The organism is Kitasatospora sp. NPDC057738 (assembly GCF_042798815.1).
Classification (GTDB): domain Bacteria; phylum Actinomycetota; class Actinomycetes; order Streptomycetales; family Streptomycetaceae; genus Kitasatospora; species Kitasatospora lactacystinica.
This window is the reverse complement of the sequence record NZ_JBHVJT010000011.1, coordinates 129,745-151,364: the sequence shown is the minus strand read 5'-3', so window position 1 is coordinate 151,364 and position 21,620 is coordinate 129,745. Positions and strand designations below refer to the sequence as shown.

The 21,620-nt window shown below is 74.9% G+C and carries 22 protein-coding genes; 12 read left to right on the top strand and 10 right to left on the bottom strand.

What is annotated here, in order from left to right; all coding sequences use genetic code 11:
- Positions 1 to 649 precede the first annotated feature (649 nt).
- Positions 650 to 1,561: a LysR family transcriptional regulator gene (locus tag ACFVGO_RS08805; protein WP_380631189.1), complete on the bottom strand. Its 912-nt coding sequence runs from the start codon at positions 1,559 to 1,561 to the stop codon at positions 650 to 652.
- A gap of 189 nt (positions 1,562 to 1,750) precedes the next feature.
- Here ACFVGO_RS08805 and ACFVGO_RS08800 point away from each other — a divergent pair, with 189 nt between their 5' ends.
- Positions 1,751 to 2,431 (top strand): type 1 glutamine amidotransferase domain-containing protein, encoded by a 681-nt coding sequence (locus ACFVGO_RS08800; RefSeq protein WP_380631188.1) that lies wholly within the window; start codon positions 1,751 to 1,753, stop codon positions 2,429 to 2,431.
- 110 nt (positions 2,432 to 2,541) lie between these two features.
- Here the strand turns inward: ACFVGO_RS08800 and ACFVGO_RS08795 are convergent, their stop codons facing one another.
- Positions 2,542 to 4,089, bottom strand: coding sequence for a carboxylesterase/lipase family protein (locus ACFVGO_RS08795; protein WP_380631187.1), 1,548 nt, complete (start codon positions 4,087 to 4,089; stop codon positions 2,542 to 2,544).
- Between the two features lie 110 nt (positions 4,090 to 4,199).
- Here ACFVGO_RS08795 and ACFVGO_RS08790 point away from each other — a divergent pair, with 110 nt between their 5' ends.
- The 7 genes from ACFVGO_RS08790 to ACFVGO_RS08760 all read left to right on the top strand — a co-directional run bounded on the left by ACFVGO_RS08790 (position 4,200) and on the right by ACFVGO_RS08760 (position 10,494).
- Positions 4,200 to 4,829, top strand: coding sequence for a TetR/AcrR family transcriptional regulator (locus ACFVGO_RS08790; RefSeq protein ID WP_380631186.1), 630 nt, complete (start codon positions 4,200 to 4,202; stop codon positions 4,827 to 4,829).
- 51 nt (positions 4,830 to 4,880) lie between these two features.
- The gene (locus tag ACFVGO_RS08785; RefSeq protein WP_380631185.1) at positions 4,881 to 5,978 is read left to right on the top strand and encodes a TIGR03617 family F420-dependent LLM class oxidoreductase; all 1,098 of its coding nucleotides are present in this window, start codon (positions 4,881 to 4,883) and stop codon (positions 5,976 to 5,978) included.
- A 227-nt stretch (positions 5,979 to 6,205) separates the two neighbouring features.
- Positions 6,206 to 6,610, top strand: coding sequence for a hypothetical protein (locus ACFVGO_RS08780; protein ID WP_359903262.1), 405 nt, complete (start codon positions 6,206 to 6,208; stop codon positions 6,608 to 6,610).
- Positions 6,607 to 8,370: a GMC family oxidoreductase gene (locus ACFVGO_RS08775; RefSeq protein ID WP_380631184.1), complete on the top strand. Its 1,764-nt coding sequence runs from the start codon at positions 6,607 to 6,609 to the stop codon at positions 8,368 to 8,370. Before ACFVGO_RS08780 ends, ACFVGO_RS08775 begins: the two co-directional genes overlap by 4 nt.
- A 71-nt stretch (positions 8,371 to 8,441) precedes the next feature.
- Positions 8,442 to 9,284, top strand: a complete 843-nt coding sequence (locus ACFVGO_RS08770; protein ID WP_380631183.1) for a hypothetical protein — start codon at positions 8,442 to 8,444, stop codon at positions 9,282 to 9,284.
- Positions 9,281 to 9,958 (top strand): DUF402 domain-containing protein, encoded by a 678-nt coding sequence (locus ACFVGO_RS08765; protein ID WP_359903253.1) that lies wholly within the window; start codon positions 9,281 to 9,283, stop codon positions 9,956 to 9,958. Before ACFVGO_RS08770 ends, ACFVGO_RS08765 begins: the two co-directional genes overlap by 4 nt.
- A gap of 41 nt (positions 9,959 to 9,999) precedes the next feature.
- Positions 10,000 to 10,494: a hypothetical protein gene (locus tag ACFVGO_RS08760; protein WP_380631182.1), complete on the top strand. Its 495-nt coding sequence runs from the start codon at positions 10,000 to 10,002 to the stop codon at positions 10,492 to 10,494.
- Here ACFVGO_RS08760 and ACFVGO_RS08755 read toward each other — a convergent pair.
- From ACFVGO_RS08755 to ACFVGO_RS08735, 5 genes are all read right to left on the bottom strand, one after another.
- The gene (locus ACFVGO_RS08755) at positions 10,460 to 11,446 is read right to left on the bottom strand and encodes a bile acid:sodium symporter family protein (protein WP_380631194.1); all 987 of its coding nucleotides are present in this window, start codon (positions 11,444 to 11,446) and stop codon (positions 10,460 to 10,462) included. The genes ACFVGO_RS08760 and ACFVGO_RS08755 overlap by 35 nt on opposite strands.
- Positions 11,447 to 11,655: 209 nt before the next feature.
- Positions 11,656 to 11,973, bottom strand: coding sequence for a hypothetical protein (locus tag ACFVGO_RS08750; protein ID WP_380351491.1), 318 nt, complete (start codon positions 11,971 to 11,973; stop codon positions 11,656 to 11,658).
- Entirely contained in the window at positions 11,970 to 12,857 is an 888-nt protein-coding gene (locus ACFVGO_RS08745; RefSeq protein WP_359903241.1) for an isocitrate lyase/PEP mutase family protein, read from the bottom strand. The genes ACFVGO_RS08750 and ACFVGO_RS08745 overlap by 4 nt, the downstream gene beginning before the upstream one ends.
- A 345-nt stretch (positions 12,858 to 13,202) precedes the next feature.
- Positions 13,203 to 14,081, bottom strand: coding sequence for a class I SAM-dependent methyltransferase (locus ACFVGO_RS08740; RefSeq protein WP_359903238.1), 879 nt, complete (start codon positions 14,079 to 14,081; stop codon positions 13,203 to 13,205).
- Between the two features lie 198 nt (positions 14,082 to 14,279).
- Entirely contained in the window at positions 14,280 to 14,870 is a 591-nt protein-coding gene (locus tag ACFVGO_RS08735; protein ID WP_380631181.1) for a PadR family transcriptional regulator, read from the bottom strand.
- Between the two features lie 204 nt (positions 14,871 to 15,074).
- Here ACFVGO_RS08735 and ACFVGO_RS08730 point away from each other — a divergent pair, with 204 nt between their 5' ends.
- Entirely contained in the window at positions 15,075 to 16,529 is a 1,455-nt protein-coding gene (locus tag ACFVGO_RS08730) for an MATE family efflux transporter (protein ID WP_380631180.1), read from the top strand.
- A complete protein-coding gene (locus ACFVGO_RS08725; RefSeq protein ID WP_359903229.1) occupies positions 16,480 to 17,007 on the top strand; it encodes a DinB family protein in 528 nt (175 codons plus the stop codon). The genes ACFVGO_RS08730 and ACFVGO_RS08725 overlap by 50 nt, the downstream gene beginning before the upstream one ends.
- Positions 17,008 to 17,107: 100 nt before the next feature.
- Here ACFVGO_RS08725 and ACFVGO_RS08720 read toward each other — a convergent pair whose 3' ends face one another.
- Together ACFVGO_RS08720 and ACFVGO_RS08715 are read right to left on the bottom strand one after the other, a co-directional pair.
- Positions 17,108 to 18,613 carry an MFS transporter gene (locus ACFVGO_RS08720; protein WP_380631179.1) on the bottom strand — a complete coding sequence of 502 codons (1,506 nt, stop codon included), beginning with the start codon at positions 18,611 to 18,613 and terminating at the stop codon, positions 17,108 to 17,110.
- Complete coding sequence (locus tag ACFVGO_RS08715; protein WP_359903224.1) at positions 18,610 to 19,200, bottom strand: TetR/AcrR family transcriptional regulator; 591 nt, start codon at positions 19,198 to 19,200, stop codon at positions 18,610 to 18,612. The genes ACFVGO_RS08720 and ACFVGO_RS08715 overlap by 4 nt, the downstream gene beginning before the upstream one ends.
- Before the next feature lie 76 nt (positions 19,201 to 19,276).
- On the opposite strand from ACFVGO_RS08715, the gene ACFVGO_RS08710 reads away from it, so the two are divergent.
- Positions 19,277 to 19,447, top strand: coding sequence for a hypothetical protein (locus ACFVGO_RS08710; protein ID WP_380351502.1), 171 nt, complete (start codon positions 19,277 to 19,279; stop codon positions 19,445 to 19,447).
- A gap of 77 nt (positions 19,448 to 19,524) precedes the next feature.
- Here ACFVGO_RS08710 and ACFVGO_RS08705 read toward each other — a convergent pair whose 3' ends face one another.
- On the bottom strand, positions 19,525 to 19,704 hold the full coding sequence (locus tag ACFVGO_RS08705; RefSeq protein ID WP_359903219.1) for an antitoxin: 180 nt from the start codon (positions 19,702 to 19,704) through the stop codon (positions 19,525 to 19,527).
- Between the two features lie 162 nt (positions 19,705 to 19,866).
- Here ACFVGO_RS08705 and ACFVGO_RS08700 point away from each other — a divergent pair, with 162 nt between their 5' ends.
- Positions 19,867 to 21,498 carry a M28 family peptidase gene (locus tag ACFVGO_RS08700; RefSeq protein WP_380351504.1) on the top strand — a complete coding sequence of 544 codons (1,632 nt, stop codon included), beginning with the start codon at positions 19,867 to 19,869 and terminating at the stop codon, positions 21,496 to 21,498.
- Positions 21,499 to 21,620: the final 122 nt, after the last annotated feature.

Below are 21,620 nucleotides of genomic sequence, written 5' to 3'. Positions count from 1 at the left end.
GCCCCGACCCCTCCCCGCCTGCGCGAACACCTTCCACCCCGTGGCGCAGGACGGGCAAAACGGACACTGCTAGCCGTCGTCGTTCATCGCATCCGCGTGTGAGCGCCCTCACCGGCCGGGATCCGACGGCATCGCTGACGGGCCCACCACCGTCACACCGGGTCACCACCGACCGGCCGCCGTTGAGACCCCCGCCACACCCCCCCAGACGCGGGCGGCAGTCCGACGAAGGCAGCCACGGGTGGCGGCCCCGGACGGCCGGCAGCGCGGTCCAGCGGCGGACCGACTCGGCGGCCGTGGCCACCGCCAGACCGGCACCGAGGGCGCACAGGACGCCCGGGACGTGGCCCCGTTCGCCGGCCCGCAGGGCCGGGCAGCCAGCAGGCGGCGGCGGTCAGCGGCCGGGCGACGGCCTTGAGGCGGCCCGGTCCAACGGCCGGGAGAAGCGGGCCCGGCTGGTGCTGCTCGGCCCCGGTTGACCATCCGGGTCCTGCTCGCCGACGACCAGCGCATGGTCCGTACCGGCTTCCGCTACGTCCTCGACGCCGAACCCGGCATCGAGGCCCTGCCCCTCGCCGCCGCCCGCGGCGAGGCCATGGTCTCCCCACAGGTCACCGTCCGCCTGCTGCTGGAGCGGCGGGCCGCCGGGTCACGCCCAGGTGCGGGCCGCGGCCAGCAGGTGCTCGCGGACCAGGGCCACGTGCGGGTTGGCCGAGCCGGCCGGGCGGCGGACCAGGTACGCGGTGTTGATCGGCGGATCGGCCGGCTCGTGGAGCAACCGCAGGGCGCCGGAAGCGAGTTCGGCCCGGCACAGGTAGCCGGGCAGTACGCTCCAGCCCGCGCCCGCGGTCACCGCCGCGAGCACCGCCCGCAGGTCCGGCACGGTGACCGCGGCCCGGGCGTGCAGCCGCCGGTCGAAGACGTGCCGCCAGTAGCGGCGGGCGATCGGCAGGTCCTCGGCGTAGCTGAGCAGCGGGACCTCGGCCAGCGCGCCGGGCAGCTCCCGGCCGGCCAGCCGCTCGGCCCAGAGCGGTGCCGCGACCAGGACGAACTCCTCGTCGGTGAGCGGTTCGGCGAGCAGCGTCCGGCCGGGCGGCCGCCGGGTGGCGACCACGAGGTCGTGCTGTCCGGCCCGCAGTTCCGCCAGCAGGGGGTCGGTCAGCCCGCTGGTGACCCGCAGCTGGACGCCCTCCGCGACGAGCGGGGCCAGCTCCGCCAGCAGGACGGCGCCGAGGAACTCGGCCGGCCCGGCGAGGTGGACCGGCTCCGGCACGCCGTCACCGCGCCCGTCGGTGAGGCCCGCGAGCCGGTCCAGCGGCCCGGCCAGCCGGGTGGCGAGGTCGTCGGCGTACGGCAGCGGGCTGACCCCGCGCGCCCGGCGCTCGAACAGTTCCCGGCCGAGCCGCTGCTCCAGCGCCCGGATCTGCGCGGTCACCGTGGACTGGGACAGGCCCAGCAGATGCGCGGCCGCGGTGAAGGAGCCCGCCCGGTGCACGGCGAGGAAGGTCCGCAGCTGGTTGAGGTCCAGCGGGCCGGAGCCGGTGGTCGGCCGATCGCTCATGCCGGCGAGCCTACGGGATTCCGATGGCCGGCCGGCGGGTTCGACGGTCCGGGTGAGGTATCGGAATTCCGATGCCCGGTATCGCGTGGCCCATTGGTTCCCGCAGGCAGGGCGCGTCTAGCGTCGACGGTGTGAGCGCCGCGGCGGACCGTCGCGGCGAGGACCGCGGCACCCCTGGAGGCACACCCCATGGCCGACATCCTGTTCGTCGTGACCGGCTCGAAGGTCTGGACGCTGAACGACGGCACCGAGCATCCGACCGGCTTCTGGGCGGAGGAGGCGGTCGTCCCGTACCGCGCCTTCACCGGGGCGGGCCACCGGGTCGCGGTCGCCACCCCGGGCGGCGTCGTCCCGGTCGCGGACCGGGCCAGCCTGACCGACCCCGAGCTGGCCGAGGAACTGGCGAAGATCGCCGAGTTCCGGCAGCCGCTGGTGCTGGCCGAGGTCGACCCGGCCGACTACGACGTCGTGTTCTACCCCGGCGGCCACGGCCCGATGGAGGACCTGGCGGTCGACGCCGACTCCGGTCGGCTGCTCACCCGGGCGCTCGCCTCGGGACGCCCGCTGGGCGTGGTCTGCCACGGCCCGGCCGCGCTGCTCGCGGCACGGGCCGAGGACGGCGGCTCGCCGTTCGCCGGGTACCGGGTGACCGGCTTCACCAACGCCGAGGAGGCCCAGGCCGGGCTGGCCGACCGGGCGCCGTGGCTGCTCCAGGACCGGCTGGTCGCGCTGGGCGTGGACTTCGAGGAGGGCGAGCCCTGGGCGCCGCACGCGGTGGTCGACCGCAATCTGGTGACCGGCCAGAACCCGGCCTCCTCGGCCCTGGTGGCCGCCGGGCTGCTGAAGCTGCTGGCGGAGTCGGCGAAGTAACGGCCGGTGTAGGGCTGGGGCGGGGCCCGGTGCGGCGGTGCCGCGGTGCGGCGCCCGACGCCGCCGGGCGGGCTCCCGTCGTGCCGTGCCTCCGTCGTGCCGTGCCGCCGTCAGCGGAGGTCGTAGGCGGTGAGGGGGTGGCCCGCCCAGATCCGGTGTGTGGCCTGTTCCGGGTAGCGGACGGTCCGCGAGCGGGCGTCCAGGACCCGGGTGAGCTGCCCGTCCGGTTCGAAGGCGGGCCACCCCGGGTCGCCGGTGGTCGCGAACCGGACCCAGGCCCGCCGCAGTTCCGCCGAGACCCGGACCGCCTCCGGCGGGGGCCGGTCGCCGAGGGACTGCCGTGCCAGCGGGCTGTCCAGGCTGCCGAAGGCGAGCGGCACGTCCAGGCCGTGGCAGGCGCCGAAGGCGCCGTCGAGAGCGGGCGCGGGCAGGGCGAGCTCGAAGAGGTACGAGGTGCCGCCGGCGGCCGCGTTGGCCTCGGCGAGTCGGACGGACGGCACCCGGAACAGGGCGTCGGAGCCGACGGTTTCCAGGAGTTCGGAGGGTGTCGCCCCCGGGAGGGCGGCCCGGTAGGCGTCCGGGCCGCCCGGCGGCGGGGCGAACAGCTCAAGCATCAGCCGGGCCTCCTCCTCGGTGAAGCCGCCGTGCCGGCCGCTGAGCACGCTGAACAGCCGGAACTCGTCCCGGGTGTGACCGACCAGCAGGTCCACGCCGGCGGTGAGCGCCGACCAGGGCGAGCCCGGCAGGATCTCGCCGTCGACCACCGGGACGGTGGCGATGCCGCTGTGCGCCAGCCGGCCCCAGCGCGCGAGGCGGGCCGGCAGCGCGGCGCCCAGGTCGGTGACCGCCGAGGCCAGGCGCCAGGGGTGCACCCCGGCCAGCGCGGCGGCGGTGGGGGCCGTGCCGAGCAGCTTCGCGAGTTCGGCGGTGACCTCGGCGGCCAGCGCGGGAGTGCAGTGGTTGCCCGGCACCGAGTGGGCGACGGCCCGCCGGAAGAGGCCGCGGGCCCGGTTCGTCGAGAGCAGGGCGGCGACCGAGCCGGCGCCCGCGGACTGCCCGGCGACGGTCACCCGGGCCGGGTCCCCGCCGAAGCGGGCGATGTTGCGCCGAACCCAGTGCAGGGCGGCGATCTGGTCCAGGAAGGCGCGGTTGGCGGGGGCGCCCGCCAGCAGCGCGAAGCCCTCGGCGCCGACCCGGTAGTTGATGCTCACCACGACCAGCCCGGCGGTGGCCAGGGCGGTCGGGTCGTACAGCGGGTCGCCGGCGGTCCCGGAGATGAACCCGCCGCCGTGGATCCAGACCAGCACCGGCAGTCCGGCCGCGCCCGGATCGGGCGTGCAGACGTCGAGTGTCAGCCAGTCGGTGTCCTCGGACGCTCCGGACGCTCCGGAGGTCCTGGCGGGCATCGGCCCGGACTGCGGGACGACGGGTCCGAAGGCGGTGGCCTCGCGGACGCCGTCCCAGGACTCGGGCTCGACGGGGGCGGCGAAGCGGAGGGCCCCGACGGGCGGTCGGGCGTAGCGGATGCCGCGGAAGACCGCGAGCTCCCGGCCCCCCGGCCGCGCCTGCTTCTCCTGTCGCTGTTCCTGGCGGTGCCGCGGTGCCCAGCGGCCGCGGACGAGTCCCTCGGTGGTGCGGATGACGGGCTGTTCCGGCATGTGGGCGCTCCTCCCTCGGAAGGCTTCCCACGTTATAGGTCAGCTGTATTATGTCAAGCGTATGAAAAAGACTCCGCAGTGCGCGGAGCGAGGACGAGGAGCCGCCGCCGATGCCGAAGCAGGTTGACCACCGGGAACGCCGGGAGACGATCGCCCGCGCGCTGTGGCGGGTCGTGGAACGGCGCGGCGCCACCCACCTGACGATGCGCGAGGTCGCGCAGGAGGCCGGCATCTCGCTCGGGCAGCTCCAGCACTACTTCGGCTCCCGGGCTCAGATGCTCTCCTTCGCGATGGACTTCGCCGGCGAGCAGAGCGCGCGGCGGCTCGGGCTGGCGATGGGAGCGCTCGGCGGGCGGCCGCATCCGCGCGACGTGCTGCGGGCGATGCTGGTCGAGCAGCTGCCGCTGCACGCCGACGCGCGGGCGACCAGCCGGATGAGCGCCGCCTACGTGCTGGAGGCGCTGCACGACGAGGAGGTCCACGCACGGGCGCGCGGCGGCCTGCTCCAGGGGCGGGCGACGGTCGAGCAGCTGGTCCGGCAGGCGGTCGCCGACGGGCAGCTGGCGCCCGACCGCGACCCGGAGGTGGAGACGGACCTGCTGCTCGCGCTCACCGGGTTCGCCACGCTGCTGGAACTGGACGTGGTCGGGCCCGACGCCGTGCTGACGGCCGTGGACCGGCACCTGGACCGGCTGTTCGCGGCGCCGGGAGACGTGGGCGGGGACGTCGCCGGCAGGTGACGTGGCAGGCTACCCGGGTACCGCAGCCGCCCGCGACCAGGAGCCCAGCCCATGGACCGACCCGACACCCTCCGGCCCGCCGCCCCCCGACCCGCCGCCCTCGGGCTCGACGCCACCGCCTCCGGGCACCCGGCGGGCATCCTGGACGCCGCCGAGCGGGCCGAACGCCGGGGCATGGACCGGCTGGTGGTGGCCGAGACCGCGTACGACCCGTTCCTCCAGCTGGCCCGCGCGGCCGACCGGACCGAGTCGATCGAGCTGGCCACCGGCATCGCGGTGGCCTTCGCCCGGACCCCGATGACCCTCGCCTACCAGGCCTGGGGACTGCACGCGGCCTCCGGCGGACGCGCCGTCATCGGGCTGGGCTCGCAGGTCAAGCCGCACATCGAGAAGCGCTTCGGCATGCCCTGGGACCGTCCGGCCGCCCGGATGCGCGAGTACGTGCACGCGGTGCGGGCGATCTGGCACAGCTGGCAGACCGGCGAACGGCTGCGCTTCCGGGGCGATTTCTACACCCACACGGTGATGACGCCGGTGTTCTCCCCGGACCCGGTCCCGTCCGGCGTGCCGCGCATCCTGCTGGCGGGCGTCGGGCCGCTGATGACCCGGACCGCCGGGGCGGTGGCCGACGGCTTCCTGAGCCACCCGTTCTCCTCCACCGCCTACCTGACCGAGCAGGTGCTGCCGGGCCTGACCGAGGAGCGGGCCCGGGCCGAGGCGGAGGGCGCCGCATGGACGGAGCGGCCGTTCGAGATCGTCGGCAGCGTGCTCACCGCCACCGGCCGCACCGAGGAGGAGCTGGCGGCCAACCGGGCCGCCACCCGTGAGCGGCTCGCGTTCTACGCCTCCACGCCGGCCTACCGTCCGGTGCTGGCGCAGCACGGCTGGGAGGGGCTCCAGGAGGAGCTGCACACCCACTCGGTGCGCGGCCGCTGGGCGGAGATGGCCGCGCTGATCGACGACGAGGTGTTCGACGCCTTCGCGGTCTGCGGCCCGGTCGAGGAGGTCGCCCGGGAGATCCACCGCCGGTACGCGGGTCTGGTCACCCGGCTGTCCGTCAGCCTGCCCGAGGACGCCGACCCGGAGCTCGGCCTGGACGTCCTGGCGGCCGTGCGGGCGCTGGGCCGACCGGAAGCGGACGCCGGATGATCGTGATGCGCGGCCGACCGGACAAGGGGTGACGAAGTCCGGGCAGATTCGTGCAACGCGTTTCCGGTGGTGAGGAGGCGCGGCATGATCGCGGTGGCAGGCCGGGTCGTCCGGTGGACGGGTCGCCCTGGCCTGCCGCGTTGTGGGGCCTGTCGCGCCGTACGGACCGTTGCGCCGTCCGGCCTGTCATGCCTCGGCCACCCGTTGCCGACCATGGGGGTGCCCGCGTGCCCGTGTCCGACGACCACCCGGCCGACTACGACCTGGCGGAGTGCTGGGACCCCGTCGCGAACCAGTACGTCGACGCCCTGGCCGACCTGGACGAGTTCCTGCGCGTCTGCGCCGAGCTGACCGGATTCGACGTCCCCGAACTGCGCTCCACCGGCATGGCGGACGAGCACCACCGCACCACGCTGGCCCACCAGGTGCGCGACGAGCACGCCCTGGTCCACCTCTGGTACGTCGGCGCCTGGCCCGGCGAGGCACCCTCCTCCGCCCGGGCCCACGACCAGGGACTGGTCTGGCGGACCTTCCACGCCGTCCCGCCCGGCTCCGCCGCCCCCGGCCACGGCAGCTGGGCCGAGGCCCCCCGAAGCGCCGTGGTACCGGACAACGGCGGTGAGCGCCGATGAGCGCCCGCTGGGACGCCGTCGTGGTCGGCGCGGGCTTCGCCGGGACCCTCGTCGCCCACCGCCTCGGTGCGCAGGGCTGGCGGGTCCTCGTCCTGGAAGCCGGACGGGCCGCGCCCACCGGCGCCGAGACCGCCACCGCCCACCGCGCGGCCGGCGGCGGACCGCCCACCTCGCCCTACCCGCACAGCCCCGAAGCCCCGTCACCCGACGTCACCGACCTCGCCGGAAACCCGGACGGCGGCTTCACCGCCACCGGCCACCTCCGCCAGGACGGGCCGCTGCCCTACGTCAGCGGCTACCTGCGCGCCAACGGCGGCACCGGACTGCTCTGGACCGGGCTCACCCCGCGCATGCACCCCGAGGACTTCCGCACCGGAGACCTCGGCCACGGCCGCAACTGGCCGATCGGCTACCACGACCTGGAACCCCACTACCGCGACGCCGAACGGGAACTCGGCGTCGCCGCCGACGCCGAGGAGCAGCGCCGCGCCGTCGGACTGCCCATCCCGGACGGCTACGACTTCCCGATGCGAGCCGTTCCGGCGAGCTACCTCGACCGGCAACTGGCCCGCGCCCTCGACGGACGGACCGTCCGCGACCCCGCCGCGCCCGGCTCCGCCCGGCTCGCCGTCACCGCCACCCCGCACGCCCGCAACGGCGTGCCGACCAGGCCCGGATCCGCCGACGGGCCCCTCTGCGCGGGCAGCGCCAGCTGCGTCCCCGCCTGCCCCACCGGCGCCAAGTACACCCCGCTGCGCACCCAGGCCCGCTGGGCGGCCGGGGTCGAACTGCGCACGGAGGCCGTCGTCAGCCGGGTGCTGGCCGACCCGGAGACCGGGCGGGCCGGAGGAGTCGAGTACCTCGCGGGCGGGACGGCCCACCGGGTGGAGGCGGACCTGGTCGTCCTCGCCGCGCACGCGATCGAGAACGCCCGGCTGCTGCTCCTGTCCGGCCTGGCCAACCGCAGCGACCAGGTCGGCCGGAACCTGATGGACCACCCGGCCCTGCTCACCTGGGGGCTGATGCCCCGCCCGGTCGGCCCCTACCGCGGACCCGGCTCCACCAGCGGCCTGGAGGCGTTCCGCTTCGGCCCCGGGCGGGAGCGCCGGGCGCCGTTCCGGATCGAGATCGGCAACTGGGGCTGGTCCTGGGCGGGCGGCGCGCCGGAGGCCGAGGCGGCGGCGCTGCTCGCGGCGGGCCTGCGCGGCAAGGAGCTCCGCGACCGCCTCGGCGACCGGCTGGGCCGTCAGTTCTCGCTCCAGTTCGAGCTGGAGCAGCCCGCAGACCCCGCCAACCGGGTCACCCTCGACCCGGACCGGCGCGACCCGCTCGGTCTGCCGGGCCCGGCCATCCGCTACGACCTCTCGGAGTACGTCCGCGAGGGGATGACCTCCGCCCGGGCCGTCTCCGACCAGCTGTTCGCCCTGCTCGGCGCCGAGGACCACACCGCCTATCCGGCGGCCGGATGGCCGGGACGGCTCGAACACCGGGGAAGCGTCCACGGCTACCGCGGCGCCGGCCACGCCGGAGGCACCCACATCATGGGCGACTCGCCCGCGACCTCGGTGGTCGACCACTGGCAGCGCTGCTGGGAGCACCCCAACCTGTACGCCGTCGGCTGCGGCTCGATGCCCTCCCTGGGCACCTCCAACCCCTCGCTCACCATGGCCGCCCTCGCGCTGCGCAGCGCCGAGCGGATGCACCACGACCTGCTGGAGCTGCACCGCCCGGCGGCCGTGGCACCACCGGCCGCACCCTGAACCCTCGTACCGCCCCCGCCGTTTCCCCCGTCTTCCCCGTCTTCCCCGTCTCTCCCGTCCTCGGAGTTCTCATGACCGGCCTGCCGCTTCCGCCCGTACCGGAGCCGTACCACCTGCCCTTCCACTACGGTGCGCTGCACAACATCGGCGTCGACTACCTGGTCGACCGCGCGCGGGCGCGCGAACTGCTCGCCAAGCGCCACCCGGGGCTGAACGTCGCCGCTTTCGACGGCGGGGCCTGCGTCTCGCTCAACTACCAGCTCTACTTCGCCCAGTATCCGAACGGCGGCGGCATCACCCAGGAGCTGGAGATCAACCTGATCGCCCACCCGCTCTTCGCCGAGGAGCGGATGCCGGTGGTCAACTACGGCCAGTACGCCCGGGGGTACGACCAGACCAAGCTGCTCGGCATCGCCCGGCTGCACGTCCTCTGCGACAACCCGCTCGCCATCGACGCCGGGCGCCGGCTGTACGCCGAGCCCAAGCACCCGGGCTGGTTCGAGACCACCCTGCCCTCCCTCAACGCGCCCGACGTGCGCGAACGCTGGACGGTCTCCTGCCGTCGGGCCGGCCTCGGGCAGGACGGACTGATCCGCCACGACGAGGAACTCCTCGCCCTGGACGTGAACCTGGTCGGCCTCACCCCCGAGTCCGTCAACAACACGCCGATCACCGGCTACGGCACCGACGACGAGGGCAAGCTGCTGGCCGGGCCGCTCAACGTCTACCAGCCCTACCGCTACTACGTCCTGGACGACCGCACCGCCGACCGCGTCCGGCTCGATCTCGGCAACCCTGCGGAGGAGTCGGCCCGCGACCTCGCCCACCTGATCGCCGACGCCCCGGCGGCCGGGGTCTGGACCTACCAGTCCCCGCCGGTCGCCGCCCACAACCGGGCCTACTACATCCGATGACGGCCCCGGCCTTCTCCCCGGTCTTCGCCCCGGGCGGCACCGCCGTGCGACGGGACGTCGCCCACGGCAGGGTCTGGTCGGCCATGCCGTACACCGTGCTCGCGGACGACGGCGCGAGCCTGACCCTCACCGCCCGCCCGGGGACGGAGACCCTGGCCCCGGCCGGCTGGACCGCCGCCGCCCGCGCGGGGGACGACGCCGCGCGGCTGGACTGCATCGAGGACCTCGCCGCCGGCCGGTGGGAACTCGACGACTGGACCTGGCGCGACACCGTGGTGCTCAGCCGCTTCACCGCCGGAGCGCCGTTCAGCGTCCACCGCTTCCTGACGCCCGACGGCCGGCCGCTGTACTGGTACGTCAACTTCGAGCGCCCGTACCGGCGGACGGCCATCGGCCTCGACACCCTCGACCTCTTCCTGGACCTGGTGATCACCCCCGATCTCTCGACGTACAGCTGGAAGGACGAGGACGAGTACGCCCACGCCCGGCGCCTCGGCGTCATCGACGAGGCCACCCATCGGTGGATGGACCGGGCGCGGGACCTCGCCCTCGCCCAGCTCCTGGACCGCGCCGGCCCGTTCGCCCCCGACCCGGCGCTCTGGGAGCTGCCGCCCGCAGGCCCGCTGCCCACCCTCCCGGACACCGCCCTCAGCACCCCCGTCGAAGCGGAATGAAGGCTGGTCACCCGGCGCCGACCTGCTAGGGTCGCGCCCCTGTGCGAACGACAGCCAAGGGGGCGGACGTGACGGTGACGGCGGACACGACGGACGACGTGGAGGCCCTCAAGCACCTGCACGACGGCGGCGACTACCGGCGGCTCGCCGAACGGACCTCGAACCCCGAGGTCCTGCGCCGACTGGCGATCGGGGAGTACCCGTTCGTCTGGCACGCGATCGCCCGCAACCCGGCCGCCCCCACCTACCTGCTGGCCGCACTGGCCGGGCGCCGGCAGCTGGTGTGGAACGACAACCGCCTCCTTGAGCTGCTCGCGGCCCACCCCGCCCTCATGGGCGAGGCCCTGGAGGCCCTGGTCGATCTCGTGGGTGACCGCCTGCGGGAGGGCGACCGGCCGTACGCGGCCGTCCTGGAGCTGGCCGGCAGGCCGGAGCTGCCGGCCGAACGGCTGCACCGGCTCGGCCGCCTCCCGGGGGCCTCGGCCAGGCTGCGCCGGGGGATCAGCCGGGTGCTGGCGGAGCGTCCGGACCGGTGAGCGCGGCCGGGACCGGGCCGGGCGCGGCGGCCGTGGGAGCCCGTGACCAGCGCCCGGCGAGTACGGTGCCGACGATCAGCTGGAGCTGGTGGTAGAGCATCAACGGCAGCACCAGCAGCCCGGCTTGCGCGCCGAACAGGACGGTGGCCATCGGCAGGCCGTTGGCCAGGCTCTTCTGCGAACCGCAGAGCACCGCCGCGATGGTGGCCGACCGGTCGAGCCCCAGCAGCCGGGCGCCGAGCCCGGTGGCCGCTAGGGCGGCGGCGAGCAGGGCGAGCAGCACCGCGAGCAGCCCGAGCAGCGCGAGGGGGGTGGCCAGGCCCCAGATGCCCTGGGACACCGCCGCGCTGAACGCCGTGTAGACGACCAGCAGGATCGAGCCGCGATCCACCGGGGTGAGCACCCGTTTGTGCCGGGACAGCGGACCGCCGAGCCACGGCCGCAGCAACTGCCCGAGCAGGAACGGTGCGAGCAGCTGCAGCCCGATCCGCAGCAGTCCGTCGGCGGACAGCGCGGTGTGCGATCCCAGCAGCCAGGCCGCCAGCAGGGGTGTGAGCACCAGCCCCGCCAGGCTGGAGTAGGTGCCCGCGCAGATCGCCGCCGGCACGTTGCCCCCGGCGGCGCCGGTGAGCGCCACCGAGGACTGCACCGTGGAGGGCGCCAGACAGAGGAACAGCACCCCGGTGTGCAACTGCCCGGTCAGTGGGACGGGCGTGAGCAGTGCGGTGGCCACGCCGAGCAGGGGGAAGAGGACGAAGGTGGCGGCCAGTACCAGCCCGTGCAGCCGCAGGTGCCGCAGCCCGGCCAGCGTCTCACGGGTGGAGAGCCTGGCACCGTAGAGGAAGAACAGCAGCGCCACCGCGAGGTCGCAGGCCACCCCGGCGACTCGCGCCGAGGTGCCGGAGGCCGGGAACAGCGCGGCCAGTCCGACGGTGCCGGCCAGCGCCGCCATGTACGGGTCCAGCCAGCGCGGCAGCAGCCGCCGGGAGCGGGGCCCGGCAGCGCGTTGCGGCTGCGTCCGTTCCCCGGGCACCTGGTCCCGGCGCCCCCGGGCCGCGCGCTTTGGTGTGTGCCCGGGGGTGGGGTGCGCTGGCGCCGTGTCCCCCCCGGCTGTGCGCGCCCGGATCCTGGGGGTCTGCTCCGGGCCCGCCGGACGGTCGGTCACGGGCCGCCTTCCGCCATCGGGCGGACCGAGGGCCTGGAGGAGGAACCGGGCCCGAGCAGTCCGCCGACCAGCGAGCCGGCGCCGTCGTGGTCGCTCCCCGCCGAGCCGCTGCCGTTCTGGAGGTTGGCCGTCCGGTCGATCTCCAGCCAGGAGTCGGCGTTCGAGTTGTCCACGACCGTGATCAGCCCGCCGCCGGCCGCCGCGGGTGAGGCGGCTCCCGCGAGCAGGGCGCAGGCTCCGGCCAGCCCCAGCGCGGTGGCCCGCAGGGCGGCGGCCGGCGAGGGCGGGGCGGCCCCGCGCAGCCCGGTCCTCATGCCGTCACCGCCATCAGCCCGCTGGAGCGCGAGATGTTCCGCTCCAGCAGCTCGGTGGATTCCCGCACGCCGACCTGCTCGCGCCCCCCGGCCGGGGCCGGCAGCCGCCCGTCGGCGCTCTTCAGCCCGGCCAGCGCCTCGTCCATCGCCCGGTGCGCGGCGAACAGGCACGGCGTGCTGTAGATGGCCACGTCCACCCCCAGCTCCGACAGCTCCGAGAGCGACAGCCGGGGCGACTTCCCGCCCGCGATCTGGTTGAACAGCAGGGGCTTGTCGCCGACCGCCTGGCGGATCCGGCGGATCCACTCCTCGCTGCGCACACCGTCCACCAGCACCACGTCGGCGTCGGTGGCGGCGAGCGCCCGGGCCCGGCGCAGGATGTCGTCCTCCTCGGTGGCGTCGGTGCGGGCGACCACCACCAGGTCCGTCCGGTTGGCGAGGACGAGCTCCAGCTTCTCCAGGTACTCCTCCAGCGGCAGCACCAGCTTGCCGTCCGCGTGCCCGCAGCGGCGCGGCCGCTTCTGGTCCTCCAGGATCACGCCCGACGCGCCGATCCGTTCGAGCCTGCGCACGACGTGGCAGGCCACCTCCGGATCGACGTACCCGTCGTCGATGTCGACCAGCAGGTGGTGCCGGGGGAAGGCCCCGCGCAGCCGCTCGACGAATCCCACCATGTCGGGCCAGGCGATGAAACCGATGTCGGGCAGCCCGTAGTAGGAGGCCGCGAAGCCGAAGCCGGAGACGAACATGCCGTCGTAGTGCTCGGCCGCGATGGAGGCCGAGTACATGTCGTGGACGCCGATCAGGGGCGTCGTCCCCGGGCCCGCGATCTCCGCGCGAAGCCGCTGTCCGGGGCTGTCCGATGCCGTGTTTCCGTAGTACAAGGCCTACTCCTTGCTAGGGATGACTTTGCCTGAACTTGGTGTTCATCAGACCGAACTGAGGTGTCATCACTATGCGCCCTTTAATGTTCCGTGGGCAAATCTTTAAGAGAGGTTCCCTCGTTAGAGTGAATGCAGGCGGACAATAGGAAAGCCTGCAAATCTGGTGATCCGACAAACGAGCCGGCGCGTCGGCACGATGGAGGGCGGCCGGGGTGACGTCACGGCCGTCGAGAAGGCGGAGAAGGCGGAGAAGGCGGAGGAGGTGGAGAGAGCGGAGGCCTGGAAAGCGTGGAAAGCGGCCGGGGCCCGCCCGGTGGGGGCGGGCCCCGGCGAGGGGTCGGGCGCTCAGGCGCTCGGGACCGGGGGGACGGCGCGGCGTTCGCGCAGCGTCCGGAGCATCCGGCGGGTGGCCTTGGTCGCGACCGGGGGCAGGAGTTCGAGGGCGAGCCGGCGCGGCGTGGAGCGCTGGACCGGGGCCTTGACCTGGTAGTTGAGGCGCAGCACCTTGGTGTCGGCGATGGTGTCCTCGTCGACGGTGTACCCCTCGGCCCACCAGTCGCGCTCCTTCAGGACCGCCCGGACGGCCGCCGCGTCTCCCCAGGTGCCGTAGAACTTCATCGGGGTGAGCAGGACCGGCCGCAGTCCGCCGGTGAAGACCGCCTCCCAGACCGCGGCGGAGACGCCCGGAGTGTGCTCGGAGCGGTAGTCGTCCAGGGCGACCACGCCGTTCTCGGCGAGTGCGGCGCGGGCCACGGCGATGTCCCCGGCGACGTGTTCGTAGAGGTGGGAGGCGTCGACGTGGACGAAGCGGCAGCTGTGCGCCCGGACGCGGCCGTCGGCCAGCACCGAGGTCGGGGCCTGCACTATCTCGGGCAGTTCGCCGTGGAAGGCGAGGTAATTGGCCTCGAAGGCGCTGCGGGTGAGGGTCCTGCGGTAGGACATGTTCATCTCGGCGGCGTTCTCGGCGTCGCCCGCCTCGGAGTCGAACAGGTCGCAGACCGTCAGCCGCTCGCCCGGCCGCAGGTGGTCGCCGAGCAGGACGGCGCTGCGGCCGAGGTAGCTGCCGAGCTCCAGGACGTCGCCGGTGACGCCGGCCGCGCTCTGGGCGGACAGCAGGTGGCCGAAGGCGGCCCGGTCGAGGCTGAAGAACCAGCCGGGAATGTCGTCCCGCTTCAGCGGCGCGGAGTGGACTGCGGCCTCGACCGCGGTCTCGGAATCGGGCACGGCGGCCTCCAGGGGGACGGCGGGGCGCGGTGGCGGATCACGCCCGCGGAGGGGGGACGCCGAGGACGTGAGGCGGATCATCATAGCGACGCCGGGGCCGGGGGGAACCAGGTGCGGAACAGCCTGAATTCGGATTTTCGCTCTGCCGTTCGGCAGGGGCGTGCGCCTTCGGTTTTGCTCTGGATTCGCCTGGTCGGCCTAGCGTTCCGAGGACTGCTGCTCCGTCGGTGCGTCGGGGGCCTCCGACGACTCCGCCCCGGCCGCCCGATCCAGCTCCGCGACGGTCTCGGACAGCCAGGCCCGCTCGGCCGCCGTGGAGGCCCGGGCGACGAGCAGCATCCCGCGCCGGAAGGGGTTCGGCTCGCGCTCGGCGGTCACCGGCTGCCCCGTCCCGTCGTAGAAGAAGCTGCTCGGAGCGTCCAGGAAGGCCAGTCGGCGGCGGAGCACGGCGGCCTGCCGGGGCGGGTCGGCGAGATGGTGCAGGAACGTGGTGACGGTGAAGAAGCGGATCTGGTCGGTGATCTCGGCCTGCTCCGGGTCGGCCAGTCGGCGCAGCAGTTCGGCCCGCCCCCGCGCCGTCAGCTCCAGCGTCTGCCGCGGTGCGGCGCCGCTGCCCGGTTCGGTGCGGCGGTGCAGCAGTCCGGCCTTCTCCAGCCGGGCGATGGCGGGGTAGAGCGCGCCGTCGCTCACCGGTCGGACATGACCGGTCAGTCCGGTGATCCGGGACTTGAGCTCGTAGCCGTGAAGCGGCTGGTCGTACAGGAAGCCGAGGATCGCGAGCGTCAACACGGCTGGAGCCCTTCGGTCGGAGTGCGCCCTGTGGAGCCGTCATGTTACCTCTTGTCGATGTGCCTCGAAACGATGTATCTCTATTCGAGGCAGGTCGAGAGGGCCGCAGCCGATCGAGGGGAGCCGAGGCGGGCCAGGGCCGCGCCGGGGCGATCCGGGGGCGGCCCGGTCACGCACGAGCAGCACAGGGGAAGGGAGAAGGGCATGCGCGGCCAGTTGCGCCGGCTCACGGCATTGGCGGTACCCGTCTACGCGGAGCTGCTCTCCGGGGTGATCGCCTCGGTGATCGGGGCCCTCTGGGTGGCCGGTCTCGGCGGGGCCGCGGTCGCCGCCGTCACCCTGGCCGGCACCGTCGAGAACCTGCTGCTCGGCCTGGTCCTGGTGGTCGCCTCCGGCACCAGCGTCAGGCTCTCCCACGCCCTCGGAGCGGGCGACCACGCCGAAGCCGCCCGGACCACCCGCGCGGCCTGGCGGCTCTGTGCCGCCGTCAGTGCGGCGCTCGCCGTCCCCGGCTTCCTGCTGCGCGACCGGCTGGCAGGCGCCTTCCTGGACGGCGAAGCCGCCGAACAGGCCGCCGGCTACCTCGCCGTCGCGTTCCCGGCCTTCGCGCTCTTCGTCGGCCAGCGCGTCGCCGACGAGCTGTTCAAGGGCGCGGGCGACACCCGCACCCCGATGCGGCTCGCCCTGCTCTCCAACGCGCTGCTGCTCCTCCTAGACCCCCTGCTGATCCTCGGCCCGGGGCCGCTGCCCGCCCTCGGCGTGCCGGGCGCCGCCCTGGCCCTGGTCCTCTCCCGGGCGATCGCCCTCGCCGTCACCCTGCGAGTGCGGCGAGTGCGGCGACTGAGGCAGCCGGTGGGACGCACGGAGCCGCAGCCGGGGCGGCAGGCGGAACCGCCGCCGGTGGGACGCACGGAGCCGCAGCCGCAGGATCCCGGCGGCACCGGGGGAGCGGGCGCGGCGGCGGTACGGATCCTGCGCGCGGGCGCACCCTTCGGTCTGGACTTCACCGCCCGGATGGCCGTCGGAACCGCCCAACTCGGCCTGGTCGCGGGCTTCGGCGTCGCCGCGGTGGCCGGCTACGGCCTCGGCTACCGCGTCCTGCTCGTCGTCACCATGGCCTTCTACGCGCTGCGCCAGGCCGCCGCGATCGAGGCGGCACGGCTGACCGGCGCGGGAGAGGGCGCCGCGCTGCACACCCTGCGCCGCGCCACCGGACGCCTCGCCGCGCTGCTCGGTGGGGTGGCGGCGGTGCTTGCCGTCACCCTCGCCGTGCCGCTGACCGCGCTCTTCACCGAGGACCGGGCGGTGGCCGCGCAGTCCGTCGGCTTCCTGCGCTCGGCGGCCCTCTACCTGCTGCCGTACGCACTGGTGGTGGCGGTCGGCGGAGTGCACCAGGCGGCGGGCGCCGGGCGCCCGCTGGTGGTCTCCGTCCTGCTCGGTCTCGGGGCCCAACTCACCGCCTCGGCGGCCCTGTCCGGGCCGCTGGGGGTGTCGGGGGTGTGGCTCGGGCCGGCGGTGGGCGCGGCCGTGCAGCTCGCGTTGCTCGCCGCACTGACACGGTCGCGGAGTCCGTGCGGGGCCGCAGCGGGCCTGTGCCAGAGTGGGGGCCATGGCCCTCACCCCGGACGGGCGGCCGATCCCGCCCCCGCACGCCGATGAACGCGCAATGCTGGAGAGCTGGTTGGACTTCCAGCGGGCCACGCTCGTCCGCAAGGTCGACGGGCTCGACGACCGGCAGGTGCGGCTGGCGTCCGTCCCGCCGTCCACGATGACCCTGCTGGGGCTGGTTCAGCATGTCACCGAGGTCGAACGCAACTGGTATCAACGGGTGTTCGCCGGGCAGGACGCCCCGCCGGTGTACGGCGTGGACAACGCCGACGGCTACGGGCTGGACCCGGTGCGCGGGATGGCCGAGGCGCTGGTGGACTGGAGGAGGGAGATCGACCGGGGCCGGGAACTGACCGCGGACCAGCCGCTGGACGCGGCCGGCCCGCTCTCCCCGCAGGCCGCCGCGGTGATCGGCGCGGACAGCGTCTCGCTGCGCTGGATCCTGGTGCACCTGATCGAGGAGTACGCCCGCCACAACGGCCACGCCGACCTGCTCCGGGAGTGCGTCGACGGCGTCACCGGGGTCTGAACCGAACCTGGGCCCGAACCGAACCTGGGCCCGAACCGGACCCGGGCCTGAACCGAACCGGAGGGTGGACCGGTCCGGAGTGTGACGGCAAGGGCGTTGCTCACCGCCGGCCGGTGGCCTCCGGCCGCGCGCGCGACGCCGGACCGGCGGCCGGATCGGCGGCCCCACCGGCCGTCGGTCCAGCCGCCCGTCCGGGCAGCCGCGCGGCGAGCAGCGTCCCCGCGCCGGCCACCGCCGCCATGGTCAGCGCGGACGGCGCGAGCGCCGCGCCGGGGTCCGTGCGGCCGGCGGTGGTGGTGGCCAGGGCGATGCCCAGGGCCGGGCCGGTGTTCAGGACGGTCTGCTGCAGGCCGCCCGCGACCCCGGCCCGGGCGGCGGGCACACCCCGGACCACCATCGTGGTGGCGGTGGCCATCACCGCACCGAAGCCGGTGCCGAGCAGCGCGAAGCAGCCGCCGATCGCGAGCGTCCCGGAACCGGTGCCGAGCCCCGCGGTGAGCAGCGCCCCCGCGGTGATCATTGCCATCCCCGGCAGCACCACCGCCCGTTCGCCGTGACGCTTCGCCAGCCGGGCGGAGCCGGGCGCCGCGAGGATCATCGCCACGGCGAGCGGCATCGCCCGCAGGGCGCTCTGCAGGGGGTCGAGCCCGAGCACGTCCTGGAGGTAGTAGGTGGCCGGGAAGAGTGCGCCCTGGAGGGCGGCGGAGGCGGCGAGCAGGACGACGAGCGGCGGCGCGACGGCCGTGGAGCGGAGCAGCGCGGGCGGCAGCAGGGGGTCGGGGGTCCGGCGTTCGTGCCGGACCAGGAGGAGGGCGAGGACTCCGGCCGCGGCGAGGCAGAGCAGCGGGACGGCCGGCCGGCCGGTGTCCGGCAGCGTCACCAGGCTCTCCACCAGGAAGGCCAGCGCGAGTGCGAGCAGGGCCGCGCCGGGCAGGTCGAGCCCGCTGCCGTGCCTGCTGCCGCGCCCGCTGTCGTGCTGGCCGTCGTGCTCGCTGCCGTGCCTGCTGCCGCGCCCGGCGGCCGGGGACCGGGTGCTGGGCGATCCGGCCCCGGCGGGCACCGCGAGCGCCGCCAGGAGGGCGGCCGCGGCGGGCAGCAGGCCCAGCAGGAAGACCGACCGCCAGCCGAGGTGCGCGGTCAGCGCCCCGCCGACCAGTGGCCCCGCCGCCGCCGCGAGCCCGATGGCGGCGGTGCGGATGGCGATCGGACCGGCCAGGCGGTCGGCGGGCCAGGCGGTCCGGAGCATGCCCAGGGTGGCCGGTTGCAGCAGCGCGCCGGCCGCGCCCTGCAGGACGCGCAGGGCGACGACCCAGCCGATGCCGGGCGCCACGGCGATCCCGAGCGAGGCGGCGGCGAAGCCGGTCACGCCGAGCGCGAAGACCCGCCGGTGCCCGTACCGGTCGCCGAGGCGGCCGGCGAAGACCAGCAGGGCGGCGACGGTGACCAGGTAGCCGGTGCCGGCCCACTGGACGGCGGCGACGGAGGCGTGCAGGTCGTGCTGGAGGGCCGGTCGGGCGACGGTCAGCGCGGTGCCGTCGACGGCGACCAGGACGGCGCCGGTGATGCTCGCGGCCAGGACGAGCCCCCGGCGGTGCCGCGGGTTCACCGCGCGGCCGGGCCGAGGTGGGCGTCCAGCGTCGCGCGCAGCAGCGGCTCGATGGAATCGTCGCCGGTGATGAGCCGCAGGCTGCCCCAGGTGCGCAGCTGGGCGAGGCCGTGCAGGTTGGACCAGAGGGCGGCGGTGGCGGCGGCCGGATCGTCGGAGCGCGGGTGCACCTCGGAGACCAGGCCGACGAAGGTCAGGAAGAGCGGCAGGGTGGTGCGGCGCAGTTCGGCACCGCTGCCCTCCAGCAGGTCGTGACGGAACATCAGCTCGAACATGCCGGGGTTGGCGGCCGCGAAGCCGAGGTAGGCGCGGGCGAGCGCGTCGAGGCGGGTGCGGGCGTCGGCGCCGGTGGTGGCGGTGAGGGCGTCGGCTCCCGCGAGGGTGTCGGTGAGCCTGCCGAAGCCCTGCTGGGCGATGGCGGCGAGCAGCTCGCGGTGGGTGGGGAAGTAGCGGCGGGGCGCGCCGTGCGAGACCCCGGCGCGGCGGGCGATCTCGCGCAGGCCGAGCGCCTGGACGCCGCCCTCGGCCACCAACTCGACGCCGGCGGCCACCAGTCGGGCCCGTAGGTCCTGTTCCTGTTCGGTCATGAAGACACTGTCTACCAGGTGGTCGTAGACAGTGTCTACTCGCGTTCGCGGGAGCGCCCCGGGCAGAATCGACCCCATGGACGAAGGCGGCGAGCCGGCCTGCTGGCTGGACCGGGTGTGCCCGGAGTGCGGACGGCTGCGCGAGCGGCCCGGGCCGGGGCCCTGCGAGAACTGCGGCGCCGACGGTGAAGCCGACGGGGAGAGCCGGGGCGGCCCGCCGGACTCGGCGGAGCCCCGGGAGGCCTGACCCGGGCGCCGCACGGACCGGGGTGGCGAGCCGGCCGGACGGCCCCGGGTGGGGCGGCCCGCGGGAGGCAGCAGCCGCTACTGCTGCGGCGGCTGGTCGCGGAACTGGTTCTTGAGCTGCTCCTGGGCGGCGTCCACCTGACCGCTGTACTTGCCCTCGGTGCGCTGGTCGACGGTGTCGCCCGCCTTGTCGACGGCTTTGTCGCCCTGCTCCTCGTGGCCCTTCAGCAGGTTCTTGAGCTTATCCATCATGGACATCTGGTCACACTCCTGGATGAGACGCCCCCACCCCTCCAATATCACCGCGCACGCCACGACCCGCATCTCGCAAGGTCTGCGTAAAGGCTTGGCAACGGGATTCCGGTCATGTCAAATCATGACCCTCATGACCTTCACGGCCCGTCGGATGGAGCTCCCTTGATGCTGCGCACCCGTCGCCCCACCTCCCCGCTCGACCGCTCCGACCCGGAGGACCCCGCCACCTCCACAGGGCGCCCGCGAACCGCGGTCACCCGGCGTGGCGCGGGCGCCGCCCTGACCGTCGCCGCGCTGGTCGCCCCGCTGCTGCTGGCCGGCGCCGGCAGCGCCTCGGCCGACCCGGACCCGGCGCGCAAGGGCGCCAAGCTGGCCTCCCGGCTGGTCGAGGCGAGCAGTGCCCGGGACGCGCGGGCCACGCTGGCCGCGCTCCAGTTGATCGCGGACCGCAACGGCGGTACCCGGGTGGCCGGTTCGAAGGGGCACGACCAGTCCGCGCAGTACGTCTACGAGCAGGCGCGCCGGGCCGGGCTCAAGGTGTCCAAGCAGGAGTTCGTGTACACCTTCTTCGAGGCCCGCTCCGAGCGCCTCGACGTGGTCTCCCCGAAGGCCGAATCGGTGCCGGTGATCGCCATGACGTACTCGGTGGGCGGCCCGGAGGCGGGCCTGACCGCGGACCTGGCGGTCGCCCCGGTCGGCGCCACCACCGGCTGCACGCCCGCCGACTACCCGTCGGGCGCCTTCACCGGCAAGATCGCCCTGATCCGGCGCGGCGGATGCTCCTTCGCCGAGAAGCAGGCCGCCGCGGCCGCCGTCGGCGCGACCGGGGCGATCATCTACAACAACACCGAGGGCACCCTGAACGGGACGCTCAGCGAGCCGACGGCGGGGCGGATCCCGACCGGCGGGATCACCCAGGCCGCGGGCCAGGCCCTGGCCGCCCAGGCCGCCGCCGGGCCCGTCCGGGTGACCCTGGACATCCGGACCTTCATGGAGCAGCGCAGGACCTGGAACGTCATCGCCGAGACCCGCGGCGGCGACCCGGACCACACCGTGATGGTCGGCGCGCACCTCGACTCCGTCCCCGAGGGGCCGGGCATCAACGACAACGGCTCCGGCACGGCCGGCGTCCTGGAGGTCGCGAAGAACCTCAGCGTCCACCCGGTGAAGAACAAGGTCAGGTTCGCCTGGTGGTCGGCCGAGGAGTTCGGCCTCAAGGGCGCCGAGGCGTACGTGAACTCCCTCTCCGACGCGGAGAAGAAGAAGATCGGCCTCTACCTCAACTTCGACATGATCGCGTCCCCCAACTACGCGCAGTTCGTCTACAACGGCTCGGGCAGCGCCGGCGGCGACGCGGGCCCCGAGGGCTCGGCGCAGCTGGAACGGGACATCAACGGCTACCTGGACGGCCGGGGCCTGCCGCACGACCCGACCCTCTTCGACGGCCGCTCCGACTACGGTCCGTTCATCGACGCGGGCATCCCGGCCGGCGGCACCGACACCGGCGCCGAGAAGGTCAAGTCCCCGGAGCAGGCGGCCCGTTACGGCGGCACCGCCGGCGCCGCGTACGACGGGTGCTACCACAAGGCCTGCGACAACCTGGGCAACATCGACATGGGCGTCTTCGACGTCAACATCGACGTGATCGCGAACGCCGTCGGCACCTACGCCTGGGACCTCTCCTCGCTCCACCGGCCCGTCCCGGCCCAGCGCCCGGCCGCCAAGGCGGCGCCCGGCGCCGCGGCGACCGGTATCAGCGGCACGAGCGACGCCCACTCCGGCGGGGTGGCGGCCTGACGCCCGGGTGGGGGCGCGGCCGCCCCCGTGCCGCGGGACCCCCCCCCCCCCCTCCCCCCCCCCCCCCCCCCCGAACGCTCCCCCCCGGACACCCCCCCCCCCCCCCCCCCGGTTGTAGGTGG